The 17,677-nt window shown below is 69.0% G+C and carries 17 protein-coding genes and 2 tRNA genes; 7 read left to right on the top strand and 12 right to left on the bottom strand.

What is annotated here, in order from left to right; translation table 11 throughout:
• Window positions 1-47 precede the first annotated feature (47 nt).
• The 5 genes from ACQPWW_RS00095 to ACQPWW_RS00075 all read left to right on the top strand — a co-directional run bounded on the left by ACQPWW_RS00095 (window position 48) and on the right by ACQPWW_RS00075 (window position 3,282).
• The gene (locus ACQPWW_RS00095; RefSeq protein ID WP_433127956.1) at window positions 48-848 is read left to right on the top strand and encodes an MBL fold metallo-hydrolase; all 801 of its coding nucleotides are present in this window, start codon (window positions 48-50) and stop codon (window positions 846-848) included.
• Window positions 849-912: 64 nt separating this feature from the next.
• Entirely contained in the window at window positions 913-1,401 is a 489-nt protein-coding gene (locus tag ACQPWW_RS00090) for an AAA family ATPase (RefSeq protein WP_433127955.1), read from the top strand.
• 183 nt (window positions 1,402-1,584) lie between these two features.
• Window positions 1,585-2,070, top strand: a complete 486-nt coding sequence (locus ACQPWW_RS00085) for a hypothetical protein (protein WP_433127954.1) — start codon at window positions 1,585-1,587, stop codon at window positions 2,068-2,070.
• Between the two features lie 223 nt (window positions 2,071-2,293).
• A complete protein-coding gene (locus ACQPWW_RS00080; protein WP_433127953.1) occupies window positions 2,294-2,941 on the top strand; it encodes an MOSC domain-containing protein in 648 nt (215 codons plus the stop codon).
• 215 nt (window positions 2,942-3,156) lie between these two features.
• Entirely contained in the window at window positions 3,157-3,282 is a 126-nt protein-coding gene (locus ACQPWW_RS00075; protein WP_433127952.1) for a hypothetical protein, read from the top strand.
• A 43-nt stretch (window positions 3,283-3,325) separates the two neighbouring features.
• On the opposite strand, the gene ACQPWW_RS00070 is transcribed toward ACQPWW_RS00075, so the two are convergent.
• The 6 genes from ACQPWW_RS00070 to gyrB form a co-directional block, all read right to left on the bottom strand.
• Window positions 3,326-3,401 (bottom strand) — tRNA-Ala (locus ACQPWW_RS00070).
• A gap of 42 nt (window positions 3,402-3,443) precedes the next feature.
• Window positions 3,444-3,572, bottom strand: coding sequence for a DLW-39 family protein (locus ACQPWW_RS00065; protein WP_357377297.1), 129 nt, complete (start codon window positions 3,570-3,572; stop codon window positions 3,444-3,446).
• Window positions 3,573-3,615: 43 nt separating this feature from the next.
• Window positions 3,616-3,689, bottom strand: a tRNA-Ile gene (locus tag ACQPWW_RS00060).
• A 151-nt stretch (window positions 3,690-3,840) separates the two neighbouring features.
• Complete coding sequence (locus tag ACQPWW_RS00055; RefSeq protein ID WP_433127951.1) at window positions 3,841-4,752, bottom strand: DUF3566 domain-containing protein; 912 nt, start codon at window positions 4,750-4,752, stop codon at window positions 3,841-3,843.
• Between the two features lie 4 nt (window positions 4,753-4,756).
• Window positions 4,757-7,279 (bottom strand): DNA gyrase subunit A, encoded by a 2,523-nt coding sequence (gene gyrA, locus ACQPWW_RS00050; RefSeq protein WP_433127950.1) that lies wholly within the window; start codon window positions 7,277-7,279, stop codon window positions 4,757-4,759.
• A 130-nt stretch (window positions 7,280-7,409) separates the two neighbouring features.
• Window positions 7,410-9,356 (bottom strand): DNA topoisomerase (ATP-hydrolyzing) subunit B, encoded by a 1,947-nt coding sequence (gyrB, locus tag ACQPWW_RS00045; RefSeq protein ID WP_433127949.1) that lies wholly within the window; start codon window positions 9,354-9,356, stop codon window positions 7,410-7,412.
• Between the two features lie 522 nt (window positions 9,357-9,878).
• Here gyrB and ACQPWW_RS00040 point away from each other — a divergent pair.
• Complete coding sequence (locus tag ACQPWW_RS00040) at window positions 9,879-10,433, top strand: hypothetical protein (protein WP_433127948.1); 555 nt, start codon at window positions 9,879-9,881, stop codon at window positions 10,431-10,433.
• On the opposite strand, the gene ACQPWW_RS00035 is transcribed toward ACQPWW_RS00040, so the two are convergent.
• Window positions 10,418-10,918 carry a MarR family winged helix-turn-helix transcriptional regulator gene (locus ACQPWW_RS00035; protein WP_433127947.1) on the bottom strand — a complete coding sequence of 167 codons (501 nt, stop codon included), beginning with the start codon at window positions 10,916-10,918 and terminating at the stop codon, window positions 10,418-10,420. The genes ACQPWW_RS00040 and ACQPWW_RS00035 overlap by 16 nt on opposite strands.
• Window positions 10,919-11,036: 118 nt before the next feature.
• Between ACQPWW_RS00035 and ACQPWW_RS00030 the strand changes: the two genes are divergently transcribed.
• The gene (locus ACQPWW_RS00030; RefSeq protein WP_433127946.1) at window positions 11,037-11,264 is read left to right on the top strand and encodes a hypothetical protein; all 228 of its coding nucleotides are present in this window, start codon (window positions 11,037-11,039) and stop codon (window positions 11,262-11,264) included.
• A 9-nt stretch (window positions 11,265-11,273) separates the two neighbouring features.
• Here the strand turns inward: ACQPWW_RS00030 and ACQPWW_RS00025 are convergent, their stop codons facing one another.
• The 5 genes from ACQPWW_RS00025 to dnaA form a co-directional block, all read right to left on the bottom strand.
• Window positions 11,274-11,888: a DUF721 domain-containing protein gene (locus tag ACQPWW_RS00025; RefSeq protein ID WP_433127945.1), complete on the bottom strand. Its 615-nt coding sequence runs from the start codon at window positions 11,886-11,888 to the stop codon at window positions 11,274-11,276.
• Complete coding sequence (gene recF / locus ACQPWW_RS00020) at window positions 11,878-13,011, bottom strand: DNA replication/repair protein RecF (RefSeq protein ID WP_433127944.1); 1,134 nt, start codon at window positions 13,009-13,011, stop codon at window positions 11,878-11,880. Before recF ends, ACQPWW_RS00025 begins: the two co-directional genes overlap by 11 nt.
• A gap of 16 nt (window positions 13,012-13,027) precedes the next feature.
• The gene (gene gnd, locus ACQPWW_RS00015) at window positions 13,028-13,900 is read right to left on the bottom strand and encodes a phosphogluconate dehydrogenase (NAD(+)-dependent, decarboxylating) (protein ID WP_433127943.1); all 873 of its coding nucleotides are present in this window, start codon (window positions 13,898-13,900) and stop codon (window positions 13,028-13,030) included.
• Window positions 13,901-13,940: 40 nt separating this feature from the next.
• Complete coding sequence (gene dnaN, locus ACQPWW_RS00010) at window positions 13,941-15,074, bottom strand: DNA polymerase III subunit beta (protein WP_433127942.1); 1,134 nt, start codon at window positions 15,072-15,074, stop codon at window positions 13,941-13,943.
• Window positions 15,075-15,847: 773 nt separating this feature from the next.
• Window positions 15,848-17,677 carry a chromosomal replication initiator protein DnaA gene (gene dnaA, locus ACQPWW_RS00005; RefSeq protein ID WP_433127941.1) on the bottom strand — a complete coding sequence of 610 codons (1,830 nt, stop codon included), beginning with the start codon at window positions 17,675-17,677 and terminating at the stop codon, window positions 15,848-15,850.

The following is a 17,677-nucleotide window of genomic DNA, read 5'->3' as shown; positions in this document are numbered from 1 at the left end:
AATGCCCACGGCTCGTCGGGGTACCGCAGTCGGCGGAGGTGGGCACAGTGGCGGAACAACCACAGGTGACGTTCATCGGCACCGCGACGACGGTGCTGCGGATCGGCGGGTTCACAGTGCTGACCGACCCGAACTTCCTGCACCGGGGTCAGCGGGCGTACCTGGGCAAGGGTTTGTGGTCACGCCGGCGCACGGACCCGGCGCTGCGGATCGCCCAGCTCCCGGAGCTGGACGCGGTGGTCCTGTCCCACCTGCACGGCGACCACTTCGACCGGGTGGCCCGCCGGGAACTGGCCCGCGACCTGCCCATCGTCACCACCCCGGCGGCGGAACGCAAACTGCGTCGCTGGGGCTTCCAGGCCGCCCAGGGCCTGCCGACCTGGTCGTCCCGAGAGCTGCACCGCGACGGTACGACACTGCGCCTGACCTCAATGCCCGGACAGCACGGCCCGGGCGCCCTGGACCTGCTGATGCCCGACGTGATGGGCACGATGATCGACGTGGAGCGCGCCGGGCGGCGCGAGTTCCGGCTGTACGTCACGGGTGACACCCTCAACCGGCCGCTGCTCACCGCCATCCCCGAGCGTTACCGGGACGTCGACGCGATGCTGATCCACCTCGGCGGCACGAAGGTCGCCGGGATCCTGCTCACCATGGATGCTCGCCAGGGCGCCGACCTGGTGGAACTGGTCCGCCCGAAGCTGACCGTGCCGATCCACTACGACGACTACCCGGTGTTCCGCTCGCCGCTCGCGCACTTCGTCGACGAGGCCCGCCGCCGTGGCTGGGTGAAGCAGGTACGCACCATCTCCCGCGGCGAGACCGCGCCCCTCACCCCGTCCTCCTGACCACCGACCGAGCTGGCTCCCGACAGCGATCGCCGCCCCATCGAGGCGTCGATAGGGTGCCCCCGTGGACCAGTCGAGGCCTGTCGTGTTTCTCCTTGTGGGGCTGCCAGGCTCAGGCAAATCGACATACGCCCGGGCGCTGGAACAGACCGGGGTGGTTCGGCTGTCGGTCGATGACGTTCTGCGGGCACGACACGGTCGACTGGGGAAGGACTACCCAGCCGACCGCCACGTCTTCGTGCTGGGTCCGATCGTCGAAGATGTGCGGCGGCAGCTCGTCGAACTGATCCGAAACGGCCGCTCGGTCGTGCTGGATCACGGCCTGGGGCAACGTCGCGAACGCGACGACTACAAGCAGCTTGTTGAATCGCTCGGTGCTGGCTGGCGTTTGCTGCACTTCCGCGTCGATCAGCCCGAACTGAGGCGGCGCCTTGCCATCCGGAATGAGGATGCGGCGTTCGGCATCATCTCGCCTGAAACACTGGAGTGGATCGCCGCCGTCTCGGAGGAGCCACACGGCGAGGGGGAAGAGATCGTCGCGCAACCTGGCTGATCGAGCGGGTCACCGTCGGGCAGGGGGAACATCCGCCGGCCTCGCCAGTGCCCCTCCCGTGGCTCGCCCACGCTCGACGCCCCTCCGCCAGCAGGCCCGGAGGTCCTCCCATTAATTGATCCAACCCGTTCGACCGCGACTGGTAGCGTGCGGACGGAGATGAAGATCATAAGGGAGACATCAATGTACCGATCCCGGCTTGCCCTGGGTGGCTGCGCTATCGCGGCGGTGATCGCGATGTCGAGTTGCGACCCGCAGCCCGCCTCGGAGGGATCCGCAACCTCGTCGACCCCGACGGCGTCGAACGCTGCCCCAAGCGCTACCCCGGCCGCCTCGAGCGTTGCGCCGGCCAACGACGCAGCCACGATAAAAGCCTGCGACAACCTCAAGAAGGACATCAAAGATAACGCGGACAAGGTTGCTAAAGCAGAGAAGATCGGCCCGCCGGCCGGGCACATCGCGGTAAGTGCCCAGTGGATCGCTGGATCGGCTGCGGTCATCGCACACTCCATCGGCGCGACAGAGACGGTCAGCAATGCCGCCGAGAAGGTCCAGCAGGAGATGTCGAACCTGAGCGACGAGTACAACAAGTCCGCCGAGGCCAAGCCCAGCAAGAAGAAGCTGGAAGCCGCCGTCAAGGAGCTGCTCGCCGCCTGCTCGGCGACCTGACCCGCACCGGCTACCGGCCGCCACGCCCAGGAGCTGACCGCCGTTGACCCTCGGCTCCCGTGCCAACGGGCACGCCGCATCCCCGCCTTGCCGAGGATCAAGACCCTTGCCGGGTGACGCCGATCGCTGCGGCTTCCCAGCAGATCCATCCCAGACCGGCGTGGCGGCTCTCCGGCCGGGAAATGAGTCGCTTCGAAGGGCAACTGGCCCTACCTTCGCTCCCATGAAGCTGCTTTCCGTCAATGTGGGTAGGCCTCGACCCAATCCATGGAAGAAGCTGAGCGCGACAGGAATTGACAAGCGCCCGGTTGCCGGCCCGGTCGCCGTCGTTGCCCCCGGCCCGAAGGGCACCGGCGAAGTCGGTCTCGTCGGCGACCGTGTCTACGACGTGAAGCACCACGGCGGTACTGACCAAGCTGTCTACGCCTACGCCCGCGAGGATCTCGACCGCTGGGAGACCGAGTTGGACAGGCCGATTGCGAACGGCAGCTTTGGGGAGAACCTGACGACCATCGACCTCGATGTCAACCGCGCGCTGATCGGCGAGCGTTGGCGGATCGGGGCGGACGTCGTCCTCGAGGTGTCCTGCGCGCGGATCCCCTGTGCGACATTTCAGGGCTGGCTGCAACAGCAAGGCTGGATCAAGCGGTTCACGCAGGCCGCGTTGCCGGGTGCGTATCTGCGCGTGATCAAGGCAGGCGATATACGCGCCGCCGACCCGGTCGAGATCGTGTACCGGCCCACCCACCAGGTGACCGTTGAGCTCGTCTTCCGCGCGATGACACTCGAACCGGAACTGTTGCCGCAGCTGCTGGCCGCCGAGGCACTGCCCAGGGGAGAAAGGGAACTGGCCCGCAGTCGGTGCCCCTGAGGAGCGCCGAGTTCGGGGCGGGCCCGCCCACCACGCTGCCCCCATACCCCCGGATAGGTGCCCAAGGACTGCGCCGCCTGGTCGGGGTCAAGGGTGGCCGCAGGCCATCGGCGTGCCGACGCGCAGCGCCCTCGACGCCGGGCGGGTGGCGTAGAGGATCGGGCAACCGGGGGATGCGACCTCGGCCTGGTCTTCGCCAGCACGATCGGCACCCGATGGAGTTGCTTGCGCACTTTACGATCCGGATGACGGCCGATACCTACCGGCACGTCCAGCCGGTGCGCGCTTGTCAGGCTGCCTCAGCGCTCGAACGGGTGCTGGGCGAGGAGGGGACGGCGTGACCGCTCGGCTGTACTCGGATTCGAGATCAGCCGGGGAAAGTGCTGGTGGAGCCCAGGGGACTCGAACCCCTAACCCCTGCCTTGCAAAGGCAGTGCTCTGCCAGTTGAGCTAGGGCCCCGTGGACGACCGCGGCGACGATCGCTCGTCACCGCGTCAGACGTCAGCGCAGGTCGGGTGCGGTGGTCGCCTCGTGCCAGAGGGCGCGCTCGTCGCTCGAGGCCTTGATCTTGTTGAACACGACGGCGGCCACGCCGACGACGCCAGCCAGAATCAGCAGCTTCTTGAACATGGGGCGACCCCTCGCGCTCGACTACCGTCGGACGACAATGCGGTGGGGCTAGATGGAATCGAACCATCGACCTCAGAGTTATCAGCTCTGCGCTCTAACCGACTGAGCTATAGCCCCGCGTTGCGACGAGCAAGATTAACCCATCCGCTCCGCCGGCCCCAAATCGGGGTCCGGGCCTGCGAGCCGGGCCGTCGCCGCCTGCCACAACCTACCCGAGTACGGGACGCCGGAGCGACCGCATTCCGCGGTGCCCCGGCGTCCCGTTCACTCAGTCCCGCTCGGCGAGCGTCAGCTCGATCCCGCCGACCAGGTCAGCGCAGACGTTGTAGACGAACGCTCCCAGCGTGGCCAGCGCGGTGAACAGCACCACGTTGACCAGGCCGATCAGCGCCGAGCTGAGGATCACGCCCTTGGCGGTGATCTGGAAGCCGCTGGTGCTCTGCCCACCGCCGGCGTTGACCAGGTCGCTCAGGCTCTCGTTGACGCTCTTGAAGACACCCATCGCGTCCAGCGCCAGGTAGAGCACCGAGGTGGCGACCACCAGAACGATGAACAGCACCACCGAGACGGCGAACGCGAACTTCATCACCGACCACGGGTCGATGCGCTTCAGGTTCAGCCGTGCCCGGCGCGGTCCGCGGGACGCGGCCGAACTGACCGATGTACGCGCCGCACGTACCGCATCACCGACGCGGGCAGCCCCGACGGCCGACGCGTTGCCGATGCCCGGCGGCAGGCCACCGCCGCTGACCGGGCGGCCGGCAGCGGAGGTACGCGCCCCGTCGGACGGCGGCTGGGTCATGCCGGGTGTGATCCGGGGCTGGGTGCCGGTAGCCCCGGTCGACGCGGCCTGGCCGGGCCGGACGTTGATCGGCTGGGTGGTCCCCGGCCGGGCCGAGGGTGCCGCCGCCGAACCCGGAGGTGTGGCGGCGGCGGTCGTCGGCGCCTCGGCACCGGACGCCTCGGTCTTGTCGCCCGAACCAGCGTCATCACTGGGCGGTTCCGGCGGGGGTGTCATGCCCGGGGCCCTTGTGAATTTCGGGGCAGGCGCGTCGGCGGGGACCGTCGCCCGGCCTACGGCCGCGCGGCCGGTCGCTGGTGTGCCGCCCTTGGCGGCCTCCTCGTCGACCGGGTTGGCCGAGGTCCCCGTGTTCCCCGACTTCGCCTGTGTCTCCGTCATTCAACTAGTCCTGTTCGTCAGGCTCGTCGGCATTGCGAGCAATCGCCACGATAGTCACGCCGTCCGGGAGGTCCATCAGCTTGACCCCCATTGTGTTCCGGTCACGCGTACGGCGTACAGGCTTCACCGGAGTCCGAATGACACCACCGTTGCTGGTGATCGCGAACAGCTCGTCGTCCGGATCGATCACCACCGCGCCAACCAGACCACCGCGCCGTTCGGTGATCTTTGCAGTCAACACGCCCTTACCTCCCCGGCCCTGCACCGGGTATTCCTCGATCGGGGTCCGCTTCGCGTATCCCCCGTTCGTGGCCACCAGAACGTCCAAACCCTCCCGAACGACCTCCATGGCGAGCAGGACGTCGTCGTCCGTGAAGCGCATGCCGATCACACCCGAGGTGGCCCGGCCCATCGGCCGCAACGCCTCGTCCGAGGCGTTGAACCGGATGGCCTGCGCCTTCTTGGAGACCAGCAGCAGGTCGTTCTCCGGCGCAACCAGCGCAGCACCGACCAGCTCGTCCTCATCGCGCAGGTTGATCGCGATGATGCCGCCGGAACGGTTGGAGTCGAACTCCTCGAGCCGCGTCTTCTTCACCAGGCCGTTCTTCGTGGCCAGTACCAGATAGGGGGCTACCTGGTAGTTCGGGATCTCAATGATCTGCGCTATCTGCTCGTCGGGTAGGAAGGCGAGCAAGTTGGCCACGTGTTGGCCCTTGGCTACCCTACTGGCCTCCGGCAACTCGTACGCCTTGGCCCGGTACACCCGGCCCTTGTTCGTCAGGAACAGGATCCAGTCGTGGGTCGAGCAGACGAAGAAGTGGCTGACGATGTCGTCCTGCCGCAGCGTGGCGCCACTGACGCCCTTACCGCCGCGTCGCTGCGAGCGGTACAGATCGACCTTGGTCCGCTTGGCGTACCCGGTGCGGGTGATCGTGACGACCACGTCCTCGCGGGCGATGAGGTCCTCCATCGAGACCTCGCCGTCGAACGGGATGATCTGCGTCCGGCGGTCGTCGCCCCACTTGGTGACGATCTCGCCCAGCTCCTCCGAGACGATCTTCCGCTGCCGCTCGGGCTTGGCGAGGATGTCCTTGAGGTCGGCGATCTCGATCTCGAGCTTGGCTAGGTCGTCGATGATCCGCTGCCGCTCCAGAGCGGCGAGCCGGCGCAGCTGCATGTCCAGGATCGCGGTCGCCTGGATCTCGTCGATCTCCAGCAGCCGGATCAGGCCCTGCCGGGCGTCGTCCACTGTGGGAGAGCGCCGGATCAGGGCGATCACCTCGTCCAGCGCGTCCAGCGCCTTGCCCAGGCCGCGCAGGATGTGTGCCCGCTCCTCGGCCTTGCGCAGCCGGAACGCGGTCCGCCGGCGGATCACGTCGATCTGGTGCTCGACGTAGTAGCGGAGGAACTGGGCCAGGTTGAGCGTGCGCGGCACCCCGTCGACCAGGGCCAGCATGTTGGCGCCGAAGGTCTCCTGGAGCTGGGTGTGCTTGTAGAGGTTGTTCAGCACGACCTTCGCGACCGCGTCGCGCTTGAGCACCAGGACGATCCGCATGCCGGTACGGCCGGAGGACTCGTCGCGGATGTCGGCGATCCCGGCGAGCTTGCCCTCCTTGATCAGCTCGGCGATCCGCTCGGCGAGATTGTCCGGGTTGACCTGGTAGGGCAGCTCGCTGACGACCAGGCAGGGGCGGCCCCGCTTGTCCTCCTCGACCTCCACCACGGCGCGCATCCGGATCGAGCCGCGACCGGTGCGGTACGCGTCCTGGATCGCCGTGGTGCCGACGATCAGGCCGTAGGTCGGGAAGTCCGGGCCCTTGACGATGCCGAGCAGGGCTTCGAGGGTGGTCTCCTCGTCCTCCTCCGGGTGCTCCAGGCACCACTGCACCGCCGCGCCGATCTCCCGCAGGTTGTGCGGCGGGATCTTGGTGGCCATGCCGACCGCGATGCCCTCGGAGCCGTTCACCAGGAGGTTGGGGATCCGCGACGGCAGGATGGTGGGCTCCTTGGCCCGGCCGTCGTAGTTGTCCTGCAGGTCGACGGTGTCCTCGTCGATGTCCCGCAGCATCTCCATGGCGAGGGGGTCGAGCTTGCACTCGGTGTATCGCATCGCGGCGGCCGGGTCGTTACCCGGCGAGCCGAAGTTGCCGTTGCCGTCGACCAGCGGGTAGCGCAGCGACCAGGACTGCGCCATCCGGACCAGCGCGTCGTAGATCGCCGAGTCGCCGTGCGGGTGGAACTGACCCATCACGTCACCGACGACACGGGAGCACTTCACGTAGCCGCGGTCCGGACGGTAGCCGGAGTCGAACATCGCGTAGAGGATCTTGCGGTGGACCGGCTTGAGGCCGTCCCGGACGTCCGGCAGCGCGCGACCGACGATGACGCTCATCGCGTAGTCGAGGTAGGAGCGCTGCATCTCCACCTCGAGCCCGACCGGTTCGATCCGGTCGTGCGCGACCACCGCGGCGATGGCCTCGGCGGGGACCTCAGGCTCGTTCGGTGTGGACTCGGGAGAATCGGTCACTGTATACCCTTATCAGACTCAGAGTCGTTTTTGTGCTGTGGATAACCGCTGTGGATACCGGCGAAGCTGTGGATAACTCTGTGGACCGGTGGAGCGGCCGGGCAGCGCCCGGCCGCTCCACCACGGTCTGTCAGATGTCCAGGAACCGGACGTCCTTGGCGTTGCGCTGGATGAACGACCGGCGCGCCTCGACGTCCTCACCCATCAGCACGCTGAACAACTCGTCGGCGGTCGCCGCGTCGTCGAGCGTGACCTGACGCAGGGTACGCGTCGCCGGGTTCATCGTGGTTTCCCACAACTCGGGATAGTTCATCTCGCCGAGGCCCTTGAAGCGCTGGATGTCGTCCGGCTTCGCGTTCGGCTTCTTCTGCTGACGCAGCGCGATGAGCCCGTCCCGCTCACGGTCGGAGTAGGCGTACTGCGCGTCGTCGCCCTTCTTGTTCCACTTGATCTTGTAGAGCGGCGGGGCGGCCAGGTAGACGTGCCCCAGCTCGACAAGCGGACGCATGAAGCGGAACAGCAGGGTGAGCAGCAGCGTCTGGATGTGCTGGCCGTCAACGTCCGCGTCGGCCATCAGCACCACCTTGTGGTACCGCAGCTTCTCCATGTCGAAGTCGTCGTGGATGCCGGTGCCCAGCGCGGTGATCAGCGCCTGGACCTCGTTGTTCTTCAGAACCCGGTCGATCCGGGCCTTCTCCACGTTGAGGATCTTGCCGCGGATCGGCAGGATCGCCTGGGTCCGCGGGTCACGGCCCTGCTTGGCCGAGCCACCGGCCGAGTCGCCCTCGACGATGAAGACCTCGGACTCACGCGGGTCGGTGGACTGGCAGTCGGCCAGCTTGCCCGGCATCGAGCCGGACTCCAGCAGTGACTTGCGCCGGGCCAGCTTGCGCGCCTGCTGGGCGGCGATCCGGGCGCGAGCGGCCTGGGACGCCTTCTGGATGATCGTCTTGGCCTCGGCCGGGTTGCGGTCGAACCAGTCGACCAGCCGGTCGTTGCAGACCCGCTGCACGAAGCTCTTGACCGGGGTGTTGCCCAGCTTGGTCTTGGTCTGACCCTCGAACTGCGGGTTGGTCAGCTTGACCGAGATGATCGCGGCCAGACCCTCGCGGATGTCCTCGCCGGAGAGCTTCTCGTCGCCCTTGAGCAGCTTCTTGTCGGTGCCGTACCGGTTGACCACGCTGGTCAGCGCGGACCGGAAGCCCTCCTCGTGGGTGCCGCCCTCGTGCGTGTTGATGTTGTTGGCGAAGGTGTAGACCGACTCGCCGTACGACTCGTTCCACTGCATGGCGATCTCGAGGGACATGCCCTCCTCTTCGGCCTCGAACTCGACCACCGTCTTGTGCATCGGGTTCTTGGAGGCGTTGAGGTGTCGGACGAAGTCGGCGATACCGCCGTCGTAGCGGAAGGTGACCTCGCGGGTCTTGCCTTCCTCGTCCTGCGGGACCCGCTCGTCGAGCAGGTGGATGGTGATGCCCCGGTTGAGGAAGGCCATCTCCTGCAGGCGTCGGTAGATGGTCTGGAAGTCGAAGTCGACAGTCTCGAAGACGTCGGGGTCAGGCCAGAAGGAGACCGCAGAGCCGGTGCGGTCGGTGGTCTCGCCCTTTTCCAGCGCGGACGGCTTGGACTGGGTGTACTGCTGCCGCCAGACGAAGCCGGACTTGTGGATCACCACTGCCATCTTCGTCGACAGCGCGTTCACCACGGAGACGCCGACGCCGTGCAGCCCGCCGGAGACCGCGTACGCCTTGCCGTCGAACTTGCCGCCCGCGTGCAGCACGGTCAGCGCGACCTCGACACCCGGCTTCTTGAGCTTGGGGTGCAGGTCGACCGGGAAGCCACGGCCGTTGTCGGTGACCTGGACGCCGCCGTCGGCGAGCAGCACCACGTCGATGGTGTCGCAGTAGCCGGCCATCGCCTCGTCCACGGCGTTGTCCACGACCTCCCACACGAGGTGGTGCAGGCCGCGCTCGCCGGTGGACCCGATGTACATACCGGGCCGCTTGCGGACCGCCTCCAGCCCTTCGAGAACGGTGATCGACTCTGCGCCGTACTCCTGCTTGTCCTGCGCTGCCACCCTCGGCCACTTTCTCGCGTCCGCCGCGCCGGTAGGGGCGCGTCGGGCGCGGGTTCGGCGGACAGGACGCGACGTCGGCGCGTGGACCGGTGCCGGAGACCTCCGGACAACGGGTCGAACGCGCCGGTCGCCGCGGTTGCCCGCGGATCGCGATCGGCTCGACCCGACGCGGAGAATGAATCTGGGGCCACCGGCCCCGTCCCTCTCCCACACCGGGTCTTCGTCTCGCTGTCAATCCTACTGTGCGTGGGGGACAGAACCACCACTCGGCACCCTCAGAGAGGCGGCTGAGAAGTCCGTAGCCGGCAGAACCCCGTTGCCCGCGACTCCCCCCACACGCCAGGGTCCGATCGCACGCGCCGTCCCCGGACGGGTTGACCCGCGCTCGGGCGGGTCGGGGGTCGCGGCCAGAGCGTCAGTGCCGTACGTTTGCGGCGCTCCGGAACCAGGCTTGATCTTTACCCGCCGGAACCGGGACGATCGACCCGATCGACCCGACACGTGCTCTTTAAGAGGTGACAGATGGGGCTGGACAACGTCGCGGTGCACTGGCCGCGTACCGGCCGCTTCTACGATCCGGTCGCGCCGGCCGAGTTCGTCGACTTCGGCGAGATCGTCGATCTGCCCCGGATCTCCGCGCCGACGGCGGCGCTGGCCGAGCTGATCGCGAAGACCGGCACCATCCGGGCGACGGCGTACACCGAATTGGTGGATCTGCTGCTCGGCCTGGAAGGTGTGTTGTACGCCACAGACGCCGCCGCCGAGGACGAGGACCCGGTGATCGACCCGGACGGCTGCTCCTGGATCGCCAGCGGCATCGAGCGGTTCGTGGCCGCGCACCGCGCGGACGGCGAGGCGGTCACCTTCGAGTCGGTGAGCACCGTGCTGCGCTCCCTGCTCGGCGACGGTCGGTTGGCCGAGCAGCAGCTGCGTTGGCTGGAGAGCCGGCTCGACGCGCTGCGCGACGAGAGCGGTGACCCGCCGCAGTGGAACTTCACCTGCGCCGAGCTGGGCGTGCTGGCCGCGTTCTACCGGCGCTGCGCCGAGCGCGGTTTCGCCGTCTACGCCGACGCCTGACCCGCCGCGCCACTGCCTGCGGCGGTCTGGTCGCCGCCCGGTCGGTTGGCGGCGGCGATCACCTGGGTGAGCACCGCGTGCAGGTGTTGCAGGTCCTCGACGGGCAGCCCGAGTCGCCGCACGATCGCCGGTGGGATCAGCTCCGCCTGACTCCGCAGCGCGGCGCCGCTGGCGGTGAGGGTGACGGCAAGGCTGCGCTCGTCGCCCGGGTCGCGTTCCCGGCGTAGGTAGCCGGCCGCCTCAAGGCGCTTGAGCAGTGGTGAGAGCGTGCCCGGGTCGAGCTGCAACAGGCGGCTGAGGTCGCGGCCGGACAGCGGCGCGTGCTGCCAGAGCGCCAGCATGACCAGGTACTGCGGATGGGTCAGCCCCATCGGTTCCAGGAGTGGCCGGTAGACGGCCACCACGCTGCGCGCGGCCACCGAGAGGGCGAAGCAGACCTGCTGCTCCAGCGCCAACGGGTCGACACGATCCGGTTGTCCGCTCATCGGTTGCTCTCACCAGGCACGGTGACTACTCTACCGATCATTGGTGTACCAAGCATTGGTGCACCAATGATCTGCTCGGGTGACGGGCGGGCGAACGCGGAGCGGGAAAGGGCGGCAGATGAGCGAGGACGGCGCGGCCAACAAGGCCCCGGGCGAGGGCGGCCGACTCCTGAGCTGGGCCTTCCGGCACCTCGCCGGCCCGGCCGAAGGGGTCCACGGCGCGGTGCAGGGCGGCTCGGCCGAGGCCCGCGAGGCGTGGAAACGCGACCTGGCCGAGCGCAAGCGCTACACCCGGGAACAGCGCGAACGCAGGCGAGCGGCCCGCGAGGCCGACCGGAAGGGCTGAGGAGCCAACTCAGCCGTACGTGTCGCGGGGGCCCCGGCCGCGCACCCGGCGTGGCCCCTTCCCCCAGGAGGGCGCGGCCGGGCCGTGGATGTGCAGCTTGCGCACCACGTTGTGACCGACCTCGCTGGCGATCTGCTTGAGCAGCGAGCCGGCGAGCAGACGCAGTTGGGTCGCCCACGCGGTCGAGCGCGCCTCCACGGTCAGCTCGCCGTTCTCCAGCTTGACCGGGCGACTGTGCTGAGCGACCTCCGCGCCGACGACCCGCTCCCAGGCGCCGAACACGGTGGCCTCCGCCGCCGGCTGCTGCCAGCCCCGCGCCTTCACCAGCCGGTTGAGCACCGCGCTGAGCGGCTGCGGGTCGCGCGGGTCCGGGCCGGGCCCGGAGTAGCCACGCAACCGCCGCCCCGACCCACCGGCCGCGTCGCCGCCGGCGCCACCGGGGGTACGCCGGGCCCGGGCCGCCGACTGCCGGCGGGACAGCGCCGCGTCGAGCACCGCCCGAGCCAGCTCCGGCCCGCTGGCGGCCGCCGGCTCACCGCCCGTCGCTTCCGCCCCTGGGGTACGCGCGGGCGCGGCGTCGCCTCCGCCGGCCCCCTGTCGTGTGGGGCGTGGCTCATCCGACACGGCGTACCGTCCCTTCGCCGACCTGATAGCGGGTGCCGCGCAGAGCCGCTGGCACATCGTCGTCCACCGCGCAGGTGACGAGCAGTTGACTCGCCCCGCCGACCAGCTCCGCCAGCCGCTCCCGGCGGCCGGTGTCCAACTCCGCGAAGACGTCGTCGAGCACCAGCACCGGCTCGATGCCGTCGGCGCGCAGCAGGTCGTACCCGGCCAGCCGCAGCGCCAGCGCGAACGACCACGACTCACCGTGGCTGGCGTACCCCTTGGCGGGCAGCGGGCCGAGGGTCAGCGCCAGCTCGTCGCGGTGCGGACCGACAAGGGTGGTGCCCCGTTCGATCTCGGCCGAGCGGGACGCGGCCAGGGCGGTGGTCAGCGCCTCGGCCAACGCGGCCCGGTCGGTGGTCGGCTCGGCCAGCTCGATCGACGGTCGGTAGGCGATGCTCGCCGCGCCCCGACCGGCGGCCACCGCGTCGTACGCCTTGGCGACGTGCGGGGTGAGCGCGGCCACGAGCTCCAGTCGGCCGGCGAGCAGCTCCGCGCCGTGCTGGGCCAGGTGGGTGTCCCAGACGGCGAGGGTGCCGAGGTCGCCGCCACGCGACCCGCCGGTCTTGCGCGCCAGGTACGCGGTGCGCAGCAGGGCGTTGCGCTGCTTGACCACCCGCTCGTAGTCGGCCCGCACGCCCGCGTACCGGGGCTGGCGGTTGACCAGGAGGTCGTCCAGGTAGCGGCGCCGCTCGGACGGGTCGCCGCGGACCAACTCAAGGTCCTCCGGGGCGAAGAGCACGAGTCGCAGGGCGCCGAGCACGTCCCGGGCCCGCCGGGCCGGTGAGCGTCCCAGCCGGGCCCGGTTGGCCTTGCCGGGCACGATCTCCAACTCGACAAGGAGCTCCCGGCCGTCGTGCACCACGGCACAGCGGATCACCGCGGCGGTGGCGCCCATCCGGACCAGCGGCGCGTCGGTGGCGACCCGGTGTGAGTCCAGGGTCGCCACGTAGCCCAGCGCCTCGACGAGGTTGGTCTTGCCGACGCCGTTGGCGCCGGTCAGGACGTTTGCCCCCGGCTGGAGGTCGACGGCCACCCGCTCGTACGAGCGGAAGTCGACAAGTTCCAGCCGGTGGACATACACAGGTTGTGGATACCGCTCAGCGCTTGTGGACGGCGTGGCCACCGAACTGCTGACGCAGCGCGGAGACGGCCTTCATGGTGGGCGAGTCGTCCTGCCGCGAGGTGAACCGGGCAAACAGCGACGCGGTGATGACGTTCAGCGGCACCCCCAGGCGGACCGCCTCGTCGACGGTCCAGCGGCCCTCGCCGGTGTCCTCGGTGTAGCCGCTCAGGTCGGCCAGCTCCGGGTCCTCGTCGAGTGCCCGGTCCAGCAGGTCCAGCAGCCAGGAACGGACGACTGTGCCCTCCCGCCAGGACTTGATGACGCCCGGCACGTTCGTCACCAACTCCGACGCCGCCATCAGCTCGTAGCCCTCGGCGTAGGCGTGCATCAGGCCGTACTCGATGCCGTTGTGCACCATCTTCGAGTAGTGCCCGGCGCCGACCGGCCCGGCGTGCACGAAGCCGAAGTCGCCCTCCGGCTTGAGCGCGCTGAAGATCGGCATCAGCCGGTCCACGTGCTCCTGGGCGCCGCCGACCATCAGCCCGTAGCCGTTCTGCCGGCCCCAGACGCCGCCGGAGACTCCGACGTCGATGTAGCCGATGCCCCGCTCGTTGAGCCGCTCGGCCCGGGGTGCGTCGTCACTGAAGCGCGAGTTGCCGCCGTCGATGATGATGTCGCCCTCGCCGAGCACCTCGGCCAGTTCGTCGATGGTGGCGTCGGTGACACCGGCGGGCACCATGACCCAGACCGCGCGCGGCGAGTCGAGCTTCTCTGCCAGGCCCGCGATGGTCGGGACGTCGCTGAGCTGGGCGTTGTGGTCGAAACCGACCACGTCGTGACCAGCGGCCCGCAACCGCTCCCGCATGTTGCCGCCCATACGGCCGAGTCCTACAAGGCCGAGCTGCATGTGTTTCTACCTCCGTGGATCTGGGTGTTGCTTGGCGCGATCAGCGCGAGACGCGGATCGGCATGATGAGGTACCGGTACCCCGGAATGACCTCTCCATCCTCGCCGGCGGGGGAGATCACCGCGGGCTTGAAGGCGTCGACGAACGAGAGCACGGCGGTCTGGGAGCCCAGGTTGGCCAGGCCGTCGATGAGGTACTGCGGGTTGAACCCGATGGTCAGCGCGTCACCGGTGAAGGTGGCCTCCATCGCCTCGCTGGCCCGCGCCTCCTCGGAACCGCCGGCCTCGACCACCAGGCCGTCGGCGCTGAAGCTCAGCAGCACCGGGGTGGTCCGCTCGGCGACCAACGCGACCCGCTTGACCACCTCGATGAGGGTGCTGACGGGCACCCGGGCGGCGGCGTTGTGGGTGGCCGGGAAGAGCGAACGCACCGGCGGGTAGTTCGCGCCGTCGAGCAGGCGGCTGGTGGTGCGGCGGGTGCCGCCGGCCAGGCCGACCATGCCCTCGCCAGCGGCGCCCTGGGCGAGGGCGAGGGTGACCTCGCCGCCCAGCGGTCCGAGGGCCTTGGCGGTGTCGTTCAGGGTGCGGGCGGGCACCAGGGCGTTGATGCTCACGTCGGGGTCGTCCGGCTGCCACTGGATCTCGCGCAGCGCCAGCCGGTAACGGTCGGTGGCGAGCATCGACAGCGTGTTGCCGGAGAGCTCGACGCGGACACCGGTCATCATCGGCAGCGTCTCGTCCCGGCCGGCGGCGATGGCCACCTGGGAGACCGCCGTGGCGAACGCTGCCGCGTCGACGGTGCCGGCGCTCTGCGGCATCTCGGGCAGCGCGGGGTAGTCCTCCACCGGCATGGTGGGCAGGGTGAACCGGGCGCTACCGCAGACCAGCTCGAGGTGGGCGCCGACCGCGGCGATGTCCACCGGCTTGGCCGGCAACGCCTTGGTGATCTCGGCGAGCAGGCGACCGGAGACGAGCGCGGCGCCGTCGGCGTCACCCTGCACCTCGACTGTCACCTGGCTGGAGACCTCGTAGTCGAACCCGGAAACCCGCAGGTTGCCGTCGGTGACCCGGAGCATCACCCCGGCGAGCACCGGTACGGATGGCCGGTTGGGCAGGCTCTTCGCGGTCCACGCCACGGCCTCGGCGAGCGCGTCGCGCTCCACTCGGAACTTCATCAATGCCTCCGCGTCGACGTCAGCGACAACTCTCTCATGCCGACCGCTGCCTACCGTCCCGCCCGACCGTGCGGGTACCCATCGCACCTTAGGGCGCGGGGGTATCGGCTGTGCGCCCGACCCCATGCTTCGTGTCGGTGCTGACCGGTCGATCGGGCAGCGTTCGGCACGATCCACAGAAAGCCCAACGGTGATGATTGGTTTTTGTTCTCTTAGAAGAGATAACTCATCGTCTTCATCGCACCTGTGCAAACTGTGGAAAACCCGAGTCTGCGCAGCTCAGACAGGTTATCTACAGGTGATTTAGCTGTGGAGAACCGGGGGTACAACCGGCTCGCCTGTCCACAGCCCCGCCTCGGCGGCCGGTTGTCCACCGTTGTCCACCGGTTGTCCACCGGTAATCCACCGACTTTCTCCCCAAGCCTGTGGATCACGACGAAGATCACCATTGCCGTCATCCCCAGAACCTTCAACAGCTCGTACACAGGTCGACGGTCATCGGTGGAAAACGTGACGGTTGTCCCCAGGCGTCCACAGCTCCGTACACAGGGTTTCTCCACAGCCTGTGGGTAACCGGCGATGGACGGTCCGTAGTTATCCACCGACGGTGGACAACGAGCTGTGGACAACGAGTGGCGGTCGAAGCGGTCACGGGCACCATGCTGTGGCCTACACCATGTCGAGAGTCCAGTCGGAGACCCGAAAAAACGCCCGGCCGGAGATCCGGCCGGGCGTTTCCTGGGCTGCGTGCCGATACGACGGCGGCGTACGCCTCAGCTGTTCTGCTTGATCCGGTTGGTCAGCTCGGCGATCTGGTTGTAGAGCGAGCGACGCTCCGCCATCTGCTGACGGATCTTCCGGTCCGCGTGCATCACGGTGGTGTGGTCCCGGCCACCGAAGGCCTGCCCGATCCGGGGCAGCGACAGCTCGGTCAACTCCCGACACAGGTACATGGCCACCTGCCGGGCGTTGACAAGCACCCGGGACCTGGACTGACCGCGCAGATCCTCCAGACTCACCCCGAAGTAGTCGGCGGTCGACGCCATGATCTGGTCGGCGTTGATCTCCGGCCCGGCGCCGTCGGGCATGAAGTCCCGGAGCACCTCCTCGGCCAGGGACAGCTCGACGGTCGACCGGGTCAGGCTGGCGAACGCCGTCACCCGGATCAGCGCGCCCTCCAGCTCCCGGATCGAGTTCGACACCCGGGACGCGATGAACTCCAACACGTCCGGCGGGGCGTACATCCGCTCCTGCGCCGCCTTCTTCTGCAGGATCGCGATCCGGGTCTCCAGGTCCGGCGGCTGGATGTCGGCCAGCAACCCCCACTCGAACCGGGTTCGCATCCGGTCCTCCAGGGTGGCGAGCTGACGCGGCGACCGGTCGGAGGTGATCACGATCTGCTTGTTGGCGTTGTGCAGGGTGTTGAAGGTGTGGAAGAACTCCTCCTGCGTACGCTCGCGGTTCTCCAGGAACTGGATGTCGTCGATCAACAGGATGTCGACGTCGCGGTAGCGCCGCTGGAACGCGCTGGTCTTGTCGTCCCGGAGCGAGTTGATGAAGTCGTTCGTGAACTCCTCGGTCGAGACGTACCGGACCGAGCGGGCGTTGCCGAGTGTCGTGGCGTAGTGCCCGATGGCGTGCAGCAGATGGGTCTTGCCCAACCCGGAGTGCCCGTAGATGAACAGCGGGTTGTACGCCTTCGCCGGTGACTCCGCCACCGCGACGCTCGCCGCGTGGGCGAACCGGTTGGACGACCCGATGACGAACGTCTCGAACATGTACTTCGGGTTGAGCCGGTTGCCGCCGGTGTCGGCGCCGGGCAGCCGGCGGTCGTCGCGGCCACCCGCCCGGTGGTCCACTCCGCTGCGCCCCGGGCCGCTGTCCGTGCCGCCGTCGCGGGGCATCGCGCGGATCACGTGCTGGTCGCGCGGCGACCCCGAATCTTCCCGGTAGCGCGGCTCGTAGGGCCTGGTGTCCGGGCCGGGTGGGTCGAGGCGAGCGGCCTGCTCGTCGTAGCCACGCCGGTCCGGTCCTGGTCGGGACGGCCGCATCGGTTCCGCGAACGCGGCGCTGAACAGCGCCTCCTGGCCGTCCCTGCTGGCCGGAATCAGGCCGGACCGGTGGCCGTCGATGGTCGGCGCGAGCGGCGGACCCGCCGGGGCGGGAGGCGCGACCGGGTCGGGCATCCGGGGGGCGTGTGACTGCTCGGGCACCATTGGGTCAGCGGTCGGCCGAACACCGTGGTCGTCGTCGAGGGGCGTGGCGGCCGGGCCCTCGACGTCGAGCGACCCGATCTCCGGGGCGCTGCGGTAGACGGTGCCGGCCGGTCGGCCCGTGGCGTCCTCGGCCACCCGAACGGTGACCGCCACCTGGATCGGCCGGCCGAGCCGGCGGGTGAGCGCCTCCGTGATCGCCGGTCGCAGCCGCGACTCGATCACGTCGCGGGTGAACGCGTCCGGCACCGAGAGCAGCGCGGTGTCCTCGACGATCGCCCGCAGCCGGGTCAGTCGGAGGTAGGCGCGCTGCTGAGCGGAGATGATCTCGTCGGCAAGCTCGTCGGTCGCCGCTAACCACACTGCGGCAAGGTCGGTCGTACCGGCCAC

This window comes from Micromonospora sp. CA-240977 (assembly GCF_050942285.1).
Taxonomy (GTDB): Bacteria; Actinomycetota; Actinomycetes; order Mycobacteriales; family Micromonosporaceae; genus Micromonospora.
Note: the sequence above shows the minus strand (reverse complement) of the source record. Positions and strands in the feature narration are given on the sequence as shown.

What these genes read in the sequence shown, in the direction of transcription:
- ACQPWW_RS00085 (WP_433127954.1), top strand. Translation starts at nt 1,585, where the DNA reads ATGTACCGATCCCGGCTTGCCCTGGGTGGCTGCGCTATCGCGGCGGTG.
- ACQPWW_RS00080 (WP_433127953.1), top strand. Translation starts at nt 2,294, where the DNA reads ATGAAGCTGCTTTCCGTCAATGTGGGTAGGCCTCGACCCAATCCATGG.
- ACQPWW_RS00075 (WP_433127952.1), top strand. Translation starts at nt 3,157, where the DNA reads ATGGAGTTGCTTGCGCACTTTACGATCCGGATGACGGCCGATACCTAC.
- ACQPWW_RS00065 (WP_357377297.1), bottom strand. Translation starts at nt 3,572, where the DNA reads ATGTTCAAGAAGCTGCTGATTCTGGCTGGCGTCGTCGGCGTGGCCGCC.
- ACQPWW_RS00055 (WP_433127951.1), bottom strand. Translation starts at nt 4,752, where the DNA reads ATGACGGAGACACAGGCGAAGTCGGGGAACACGGGGACCTCGGCCAAC.
- ACQPWW_RS00040 (WP_433127948.1), top strand. Translation starts at nt 9,879, where the DNA reads ATGGGGCTGGACAACGTCGCGGTGCACTGGCCGCGTACCGGCCGCTTC.
- ACQPWW_RS00035 (WP_433127947.1), bottom strand. Translation starts at nt 10,918, where the DNA reads ATGAGCGGACAACCGGATCGTGTCGACCCGTTGGCGCTGGAGCAGCAG.
- ACQPWW_RS00030 (WP_433127946.1), top strand. Translation starts at nt 11,037, where the DNA reads ATGAGCGAGGACGGCGCGGCCAACAAGGCCCCGGGCGAGGGCGGCCGA.
- gnd (WP_433127943.1), bottom strand. Translation starts at nt 13,900, where the DNA reads ATGCAGCTCGGCCTTGTAGGACTCGGCCGTATGGGCGGCAACATGCGG.
- dnaN (WP_433127942.1), bottom strand. Translation starts at nt 15,074, where the DNA reads ATGAAGTTCCGAGTGGAGCGCGACGCGCTCGCCGAGGCCGTGGCGTGG.